At 62.2% G+C, this 8,135-nt stretch carries 7 protein-coding genes; 1 reads left to right on the top strand and 6 read right to left on the bottom strand.

Translation table 11 applies throughout. The features are described from left to right. Window positions 1-113: 113 nt before the first annotated feature. The 6 genes from ACFOKJ_RS12930 to ACFOKJ_RS12905 all read right to left on the bottom strand — a co-directional run bounded on the left by ACFOKJ_RS12930 (window position 114) and on the right by ACFOKJ_RS12905 (window position 5,062). Window positions 114-776 (bottom strand): GntR family transcriptional regulator, encoded by a 663-nt coding sequence (locus ACFOKJ_RS12930; RefSeq protein WP_390280230.1) that lies wholly within the window; start codon window positions 774-776, stop codon window positions 114-116. Window positions 777-1,161: 385 nt separating this feature from the next. Then, the gene (locus ACFOKJ_RS12925; RefSeq protein ID WP_390280228.1) at window positions 1,162-1,572 is read right to left on the bottom strand and encodes a DUF2721 domain-containing protein; all 411 of its coding nucleotides are present in this window, start codon (window positions 1,570-1,572) and stop codon (window positions 1,162-1,164) included. Window positions 1,573-1,575: 3 nt separating this feature from the next. After that, window positions 1,576-2,220 carry a L,D-transpeptidase family protein gene (locus ACFOKJ_RS12920; RefSeq protein WP_390280226.1) on the bottom strand — a complete coding sequence of 215 codons (645 nt, stop codon included), beginning with the start codon at window positions 2,218-2,220 and terminating at the stop codon, window positions 1,576-1,578. A gap of 11 nt (window positions 2,221-2,231) precedes the next feature. Continuing rightward, on the bottom strand, window positions 2,232-2,945 hold the full coding sequence (gene tadA, locus ACFOKJ_RS12915; protein ID WP_390280224.1) for a tRNA adenosine(34) deaminase TadA: 714 nt from the start codon (window positions 2,943-2,945) through the stop codon (window positions 2,232-2,234). 70 nt (window positions 2,946-3,015) lie between these two features. After that, window positions 3,016-3,714, bottom strand: a complete 699-nt coding sequence (ubiG, locus tag ACFOKJ_RS12910; RefSeq protein WP_390280223.1) for a bifunctional 2-polyprenyl-6-hydroxyphenol methylase/3-demethylubiquinol 3-O-methyltransferase UbiG — start codon at window positions 3,712-3,714, stop codon at window positions 3,016-3,018. A 28-nt stretch (window positions 3,715-3,742) separates the two neighbouring features. Further along, the gene (locus ACFOKJ_RS12905; protein WP_390280221.1) at window positions 3,743-5,062 is read right to left on the bottom strand and encodes a TRZ/ATZ family hydrolase; all 1,320 of its coding nucleotides are present in this window, start codon (window positions 5,060-5,062) and stop codon (window positions 3,743-3,745) included. A 170-nt stretch (window positions 5,063-5,232) separates the two neighbouring features. On the opposite strand from ACFOKJ_RS12905, the gene ACFOKJ_RS12900 reads away from it, so the two are divergent. Beyond that, the gene (locus ACFOKJ_RS12900) at window positions 5,233-8,052 is read left to right on the top strand and encodes an EAL domain-containing protein (RefSeq protein ID WP_390280220.1); all 2,820 of its coding nucleotides are present in this window, start codon (window positions 5,233-5,235) and stop codon (window positions 8,050-8,052) included. The last annotated feature ends 83 nt before the right edge of the window (window positions 8,053-8,135 follow it).

Raw genomic sequence — 8,135 nt, 5'->3', positions numbered from 1 at the left:
GGGGGCGTGAATGCCCCCGCGTTGTGAAAAAGCTGCCATCCCGTTACCCAACCAAACAGGTTCGATCTGCTAAGTGAACGGCATTAGCCAACTAGCCGCTTTTTTTATTGCGATCAGCTTTGCAGCTCGGCCGCGGCGGCCTGGGCAGTCTGGCTGTAGCGGCTGCCAAATTCGCGCACCAGCTGGCGCAGCAGCAACTCCTCGCGGGCGACGATGGCTTTCAGCAGCCGCTGCAGGAAGTCGTGGGTGTGGTCGATCTGCGTCTTGCCGGCGCGCAGGATGGCGAACAGACAGCGCTGGGATTGTGGCAGCAGGTCGAACAGCGTCTGCTGCAGATAGCGGTTGCCGCAATGCTGATACAGCAGCTCCAGGAAGGCCACGCCGTGGCGGTAAAAGCCCAGCGGGTCACTGCGGCGCTGGCAGTCTTCCAGCTCGGTCATGCATTCGATGAACGCGGCCAGGTCGTCGTTCTGCCAGCTGGCGGCCAGCTTCACCACCGCCTGCTCCAGCAGCTGGAACCACAGCTCGAACAACTCGCGCACATCTTCCGGGCTGATGCCGGAGACAATGGCGCCGCGGCGCGGCAGGATTTCCACCAGGTGGCGACGCTGCAGGATCAGCAGCGCCTCGCGTACCGAACCGCGGCTGACATCCAGTTCCGCGGCGATGCGCAGCTCCTGTACCCGTTCGCCGGGTTGCATTTCCCCGCTGACGATCTTGTGACCCAGGTACTGGGCAATCTGTTCGGTAAGAGAGTCGTTGGCCTTGAAGCTCACTCCCGCCTCCTGCTGATGAATTGAAGGTTGTCGATTGTCTGGCAATCGGACGGCGGATTCTAGCATTGTCGGCAAGCCGGGCGAGCATGCCCGTGCCAAAGAACAGCTATGGTGGCGACCGGTGTGGTGAAAATAAAACGCATGTTTGAATTTTATCGAAAAGTGCTTGCCGGCCCAAGTGCGGCAACCCTATTATTCAAACGCTTGTTTAAACACGGCCAAGCGAGGAAATCAGGGGCTAACACGACAAGTGGCTCGCAAGGTAAGTTTGAACAGCTGCTTCAAGAGCAATAACACCGTTATTGCGCGTTCCGTCAGGAACCTTGCAGGTACGACACGGGTGTTGACCTCTCCCAGGCCGGGAGAGGTCTTTTTTTTTGCGCGATCAGCGCTGGCCGCGTTCGCGCTCGGCGGCGATCAGGTCGGACAGCAGGATATTCAGCGCATCGGTGGACATGCGCAGCTCCAGCAGCGACATGCCAAGCGACATGATCATCAGCAGCAGGCTGGTGCCGAAGATGAACTGCGCGCTTTGCGGCCAACCGGTGTAGATCAGCAGCATGGCCACCACGCACAGGAACAGGCTGCCCACCCCCAGGCTCTGCATCCACTTGATCAGTGCGATGCGCTGGCGCAGGTTGCCGATCTGCTGCACCAGTTTTTCACTGGGCGATTGCTGGTAGTCGTCGTACAGATTGCGGATGATGCTGGCCAGTGCCAAGTAGCGGTTGGTATAGGCCAGCAGCAGCAGCGAAATGGCGGGGAATAGCAGGGCAGGGGTAGTCAGGCTCAGCATGGGTCACAGGTTTTCGTTGATCAGCACATCCAGGCCATTACTGGTCTGGGCAAACAGCTCGATGATGTCTTCATTACGCATGCGCACACAGCCGCGCGAAGTCGGTGTGCCGAAGGCCACGTGCTCGCCGGCGCCGTGCAGGTAGATGGCGCGGTCGTAACTATCCACCTCGCCGCCCTGATTCTTGCCGGGCTCCATGCCGCACAGCCACAGGATACGGGTGAGGATCCAGTCCTTGTCCGGGTATTCCTGGTGCAGCTGCGGCGTGTACTTCCATGGTGTTACCTGACGGCGGTAGATGATGGTGCCAGGCTCGATGCCATCGCCGATACGCTCGCAAACCCTGTGCCAGCCGCGGGGGGTCTGGTAGCTGTTTTCGCGCTCGCCCACGCCATTGCGGGCGGTGGAAATCTGGTAATGCGCCCGCGCCACGCCGCGCGCATCGTAGTACACCAGGCTCTGGCTGCGTACGCCGACTTCCAGCCAGGGCATGCCGGGGGTGTAGGGGTTGGGTTTGATACTGGCCGGGCCGACTGGCTGCTGCTGGCTGGCCAGCACAAAATCGGTCTCGCCCGGTGTGGCGGCCTGCGCGCCAGCCACGCTGACAAGCAGCAGGGCGGCAAGAAGGCGGATGTGGCGGTTCATCATGCTCTCCTGACTTATCTGCGTTGGGCAAAGAAGCTGGTCAGAAGTGCCGTGGCGGCCGCGCTTTCTATGTTGCCATCCACCGCGGTGTGATGGTTGAGCCGGCGCTCGGCAAACAGGTTGAGCACGCTGCCGGCGGCGCCGGTGCGCGGCTCGGCGGCGCCGTACAGCACGTGATCCAGCCGGCTGTGCAGGATGGCGCCGGCGCACATGACACAGGGCTCCAGCGTGACATACAGCTGGCAGCCATGCAGCCGGTAATTGCCCAGTGCCGTGGCTGCTTCACGCAGTGCCACCATCTCGGCATGGGCGCTGGGGTCATGGCTGCTGACCGGGCGGTTGTAGCCGCGCCCGATGATCTTGTTGTGATGTACCACCACTGCGCCTACCGGCACCTCGCCATGACTGGCGGCTTCGGCGGCAAGTGCCAATGCCTCGGCCATGAACGCTTGCTGCTCCGCCTGTGGCGGCAGCGGACGTACCGGGGCATGGTTGGCCGCAGCCAGGCGCAAGGCAGTGCGGTCGGCATCGTCCAGGGCAGACCAGTGCTCGCCGCGCACGGCGGCCTCCAGCGCGAACAACAGCCGTTCGGTGGCGCTGTGACCGGCGGCTTTCAGCAGCAGGTAGGCGCGCACCGCCCCCACGGCCTGCAGTTCGGCGCGGTTGTGGATGTTCAATGCTGCCAGCCAGCGAATGGCATTGGGCGGCAGTGGCGGAGAACTCAACATCGCTTGGCAATAAATAATGCGGCCAACCCGACGGTGCCGGGTTGGCCGCAACGGCTTGCGAGTGCGGACATCAGCCCGGACGGCGCATGGCCATCAGGTAATTGACGTCGGTATCGTCATTCAGACTATAGATGCGGGTGAGCGGGTTGTAGCCCATGCCCTTCACCTGCAGCAGCTCCAGCCCGGCGCCACGCGCCATGCGTGCCAGTTCCGACGGCTTGAGGAAGCGCTTGTACTCGTGGGTGCCGCGCGGCAGCATGTTCAGCACGTATTCGGCACCGACCACTGCCAGCAGGTAGGCCTTGGCATTGCGGTTGAGGGTGGAGAAGAACACCTGGCCGCCCGGCTTCACCAGTTCGGCGCAGGCGCGCACCACGCTCAGCGGATCCGGTACGTGTTCCAGCATCTCCATGCAGGTCACCACGTCGAAGCTGGCCGGTGCTTCTGCGGCCAACTCTTCCACCGGCACGCAGCGGTAGCTGACGCTGACGCCGGATTCCAGGCTGTGCAGCTGGGCGACCTTCAGCGATTTCTTGGCCAGGTCGATGCCGGTAACGGTGGCGCCCTTGGCGGCCATGCTCTCGGCCAGGATGCCGCCGCCGCAGCCTACGTCCAGCACCGTTTTGCCGCTGATGGCGGCGAAGTCATCGATAAAGCCCAGGCGCAGCGGGTTGATCTCGTGCAGCGGTTTGAACTCGCTGTCCTTGTCCCACCACTTGTGGGCAATCTGGCTGAATTTATCCAGCTCCAGTTCGTCTACATTGCTCATCTTGTTTCCTGCTTATTTGATTTCCAGCTTATTTGGCCAGAATGCGCACGCGCCAGTCTTCGGCCTTGGCTTTCAGTTCGGCTTCGTCGAGGGTGGTCAGCTGGCGCTCGCGCAGTACCGCGCGGCCATTCACCCATACGTGGCTCACCTGCTCACGGCCGGCGGCGTACACGATGTGCGAGATCGGGTCGAACTGCGGGCTGGTTTCCACCGCCGACAGGTCCACGGCGATCAGGTCGGCCTGCTTGCCCACGCTCACGGTGCCGACCTTGTCGGCAATACCCAGCGCCTGTGCGCTGTGCAGGGTGGACATGCGGATCGCGGTGGCTGCCGGCACGGCGGTCGGGTCCAGGGTGCCAACCTTGGCCAGCAGTGCGCCCATGCGGGTTTCGCTCAGCATGTCCAGCTTGTTGTTGGAGGCGGCACCATCGGTGCCGATACCCACGTTCACGCCTGCAGCCAACAGCTTCTGTACCGGGGCAATGCCGGAAGCCAGTTTCATGTTGGAAGTGGGGTTGTGGGCGATGGACACGCCATGCTTGGCCACCAGCGCGATTTCCTCGTCACTGAGGTGCACCATGTGCGCGGCGATCAGGCGCGGCGACAGCAGGCCCAGGTTCGCCAGGCGGGCCAGCGGGCGCTGCTGGTACTGGTCGATGCTGCCGTTCACTTCATCCATGGTTTCGTGGATGTGGCAGTGGATCAGCATGTCTTCCTGCTCGGCCAGGGTGATGACCTTGCGGAAGGTGTCGTCGGCCACGGTGTACGGCGCATGCGGGGCCAGGGTGAAGGTGATCAGCTCCTCGCCGAGGAACTGCTGGCGCTCGGCCATGCCCTTGGCGATGTAGTCGTCGGCGTTCTGGCCGTAGACGGTGGGGAATTCCAGGATCGAGCAGCCGACGAAGGTTCGCATGCCGGCGGCCAGGCCGGCACGGCCCATGGCGGCATGGAAGAAATACATGTCGTTGATGGTGGTGGTGCCGCTGCGGAACATCTCACCCATTGCCAATAAGGCACCATCGAATACAAACGCATCGCTGACATGCTTGCCTTCTGCAGGCCAGATATGGTTCTGCAGCCAGTCCATCAGTGCCTTGTCGTCGGCCATGCCGCGCAGCAGGGTCATGGCAGAGTGGCCGTGCAGGTTTACCAGGCCCGGCATCAGCACGTGCTGCGGCAGGTCGATGCGCTCGGCGGCGTTGGCCGCGGCGATTTCCTCCGGACGCAGGATGGCAACGATACGGCCATTGCGCACTGCCACGGCATGGTTTTCCAGTACTTGGCCATCCTGTTCCACGGTAATGATCCAGCGCGCGCTGATCAGCTGGTCGAAGGCGGTGTTTTGCATGAAATTCTGCCTAGTAAAATATGCGGGCGATTGTAGGCGCTGGCTTCCGGATTCGGCAACCTGACTTATACTATGCAAATGGAGAAAATCCGCGCGTCGTGCCGCGCCTCCGTATAATCTTCAGAATAACTGCACCAAAATACGCTTAAGTCGTTGGGGAAACCGATTTCATGACCCAGAAGCCTGACAATTTCGATAGCTACGCCATCGGCTCCCGCCTGTCCTTGCGCCAGGTGTTCCTGATGGCACTGGTACTGGGCCTGTTGATTCCCGCCGTGTTCATCAGCGTGCTGAGCTTCAACCTGCAGCGCGAACAGGCGGAAAACCAGCTGGCGGTGGACCAGAAGCGCCTGCTGGACATCGTGGCGCTGGGCATGCAGGAGCCGCTGTGGAACCTCAGCCGCCAGGCCGGCGCACCGCTGGTGTCATCGGTGATGGACGATCCACGGGTGATCTCCATTCGCGTTACCGATACCCAGTCCAATACCGTGTTCCTGTCCACCCTGCGCAGCGAACGCCGCATCGGCAGCGTGGCCTTCGTGCAGAAGCCGGTGGTGTACCGTGGCGAGGAAATCGGCCAGGTCAGCATCGAGTTCGATACCGAACACCTGGCCATCTACCAGCGCAACCAGCTGAAGAACCTGCTGTTGATCGTGGCGGCGCAGCTGCTGCTGTCGGTGGTGCTGGTGATGACCATCCTGCATTCCCGTTTCCTGCGCCCCATCGCCCAGCTGTCGCAGCAGGCCACCAAGTTGGCCGCACTCAAGCTGGATGAGCCGTTTCACTGGGGGCGGCAGGATGAGATCGGCACCGTGGGCAAGCATCTGGAATGGATGCGGGCAGAACTGAAGCGCCTGATCGACGAGCTGAAAGCCAAGACCCTGGCGCTGGAGGCCGACATCGAGCGCCGCCGCGAAGTGGAGGACGCGCTGCGCCGCTCCGAGAACAAGTACCGCGAGCTGTTCTGGTCCAACCTGGACGGCATCGTGATCAGCTCGCTGGAAGGGCAGATCATCGACGCCAACCCGGCCTTCCTCAGCCTGCTGGGTTTCAGCCTGGATCAACTCAAGCTGCAGAATTTCTGGGGCCTGCTGGATCGCGACAGCGAGGCGCAGGAGCGCTACAACCTGGACAACAAGGTGATGCGCTTCGGCTTCTGCGATGAATTCGAAGTGCAGTACATCAACCGCATCGGCAATCCGATCCCGGTCAGCGTCAAGACCGTGGCGATGCGCGATGCCAGCGGCCGCATTACCGCCGTGTGGCGCATGGTGCGCGATATCTCCGAGCGCCGCGCCGCGGAAGAGCGCATGCAGCTGGCGGCCAAGGTGTTCGAGAACACCGCCGAGGGCATCATGATTACCGATGGTGATGTGCGCATTCGCAGTGTGAACCGCGCCTTTACCGAAATCACCGGCTTCGCGCAGGAAGAAGTGCTGGGCCAGCGCCCGATGGTGCTCAGCTCCGGCCGCCACAGCAAGGACTTCTACGACAGCCTGTGGCAGGTGCTGAACGAACAGGGCTCGTGGCAGGGCGAAGTGTGGAACCGCCGCAAGAATGGCGAGGTATATCCGGAGTGGCTGGCGATCAATGCGGTAAAGAGCCCGTCTGGCGATGTGACCCACTACGTGGCCATTTTCAGCGACCAGTCCGAGCGCAAGGCGGCAGACGAACGCATCCAGTTCCTGGCGCACTTCGATGTGCTTACCGGCCTGCCCAACCGTGGTCACCTGCAGGACCGCGCGTTGCTGGCCATTCAGAATGCCACCCACGATAACGGCAAGCTGGCCATCCTGCTGCTGGACCTGGACCGCTTCAAGACCATCAACGAATCCCTGGGCCATGCCGCTGGCGACATCCTGCTGAAGATGGCGTCGGAGCGTATCCGCAGTGTGCTGGGCAGTGGTGAGGTGGTGGCGCGCCAGGGCGGTGACGAATTCATCATCCTGCTGCCGCTGGTCAACGATGCCGCCGCCGCCGCGCACATGGCCGAGCGCATCCTGGCCGAATTCACCACCCCGCTGGAGGTGTACAACCACTCGCTGATGGTGACCGGCAGTATCGGTATCAGCGTGTTCCCGGACGATGGCCGTGACTTCGACACCCTGGTGCGCAATGCCGACGCGGCGATGTACCACGCCAAATCCAGCGGCCGCAACAATTACAAGTTCTACACCTCCGACCTCAATGCCCGCGCCCGCGAGATACTGGCCATTGAAAGCCAGCTGCGCTACGCGGTGGAGCGCGGCGAATTCGTGCTGCACTATCAGCCGCAGGTGGAAATCAAGAGTGGCCGCATTGTCGGTGCCGAGGCGCTGATCCGCTGGAACCACCCGTCGCTGGGCCTGCTGGGGCCGATCCATTTCATCGACGTGGCCGAGGAGCGCGGTTTCATCGTGCAGATCGGCAACTGGGTGATTCGCGAGGCCTGCCGCCAGATTGCCGCCTGGCATGCCGCCGGCCTGCCGCTGATCACAGTTGGTGTCAACCTGTCGGCGTTGCAGTTCCGCCATGAGGACCTGACCCAGGTACTGGGCAATGCCTTGGCCACCTACAACCTGCCGGGCAGCTGCCTGGACGTGGAGGTGACCGAAAGCGTGATCATGGATGACATGGAGTCCACGGTACAGGCTATCCGCGCCATTCAGGACATGGGGATCCGCATGTCCATCGATGACTTCGGCACCGGTTACTCCAGCCTGTCCTACCTGAAGCGCTTCAAGGCCGACAAGCTGAAGATCGATCGCTCCTTCGTACGCGACATCCCGGACGATCAGGACGATACCGCCATTACCCGTGCCATCATCAATATGGCCAAGAACCTGAACATGCAGGTGGTGGCGGAAGGGGTGGAGACCATCGAGCAATGGCGCTTCCTGGAAGAGCACGGCTGCGAACAGGTGCAGGGCTACCTGCTGGCCAAGCCGATGCCGGCAGAGCAGGTGGAGCCCTTGCTGCGGCAGGAGACGCTGCTGCCAGCTCAGGGTTGATGTCGTCAGCGCGCCTGCGTGACGTATCCATCCAGTCAACCCCGCTACGGCGGGGTTTTTGTTTGCCAGCCGCTAGTTAAGGT

It is taken from the genome of Vogesella amnigena (assembly GCF_042648905.1).
In the GTDB taxonomy this organism is placed as follows: Bacteria; Pseudomonadota; Gammaproteobacteria; order Burkholderiales; family Chromobacteriaceae; genus Vogesella; species Vogesella amnigena.
The sequence above is the reverse complement of the archived record's forward strand: the minus strand, read 5'-3'. Positions and strand labels throughout refer to the sequence as shown.

Coding starts and splice junctions, on each gene's coding strand:
- ACFOKJ_RS12925 (WP_390280228.1), bottom strand. CDS start 1,572: ATGCTGAGCCTGACTACCCCTGCCCTGCTATTCCCCGCCATTTCGCTG.
- ACFOKJ_RS12920 (WP_390280226.1), bottom strand. CDS start 2,220: ATGATGAACCGCCACATCCGCCTTCTTGCCGCCCTGCTGCTTGTCAGC.
- tadA (WP_390280224.1), bottom strand. CDS start 2,945: ATGTTGAGTTCTCCGCCACTGCCGCCCAATGCCATTCGCTGGCTGGCA.
- ubiG (WP_390280223.1), bottom strand. CDS start 3,714: ATGAGCAATGTAGACGAACTGGAGCTGGATAAATTCAGCCAGATTGCC.
- ACFOKJ_RS12905 (WP_390280221.1), bottom strand. CDS start 5,062: ATGCAAAACACCGCCTTCGACCAGCTGATCAGCGCGCGCTGGATCATT.
- ACFOKJ_RS12900 (WP_390280220.1), top strand. CDS start 5,233: ATGACCCAGAAGCCTGACAATTTCGATAGCTACGCCATCGGCTCCCGC.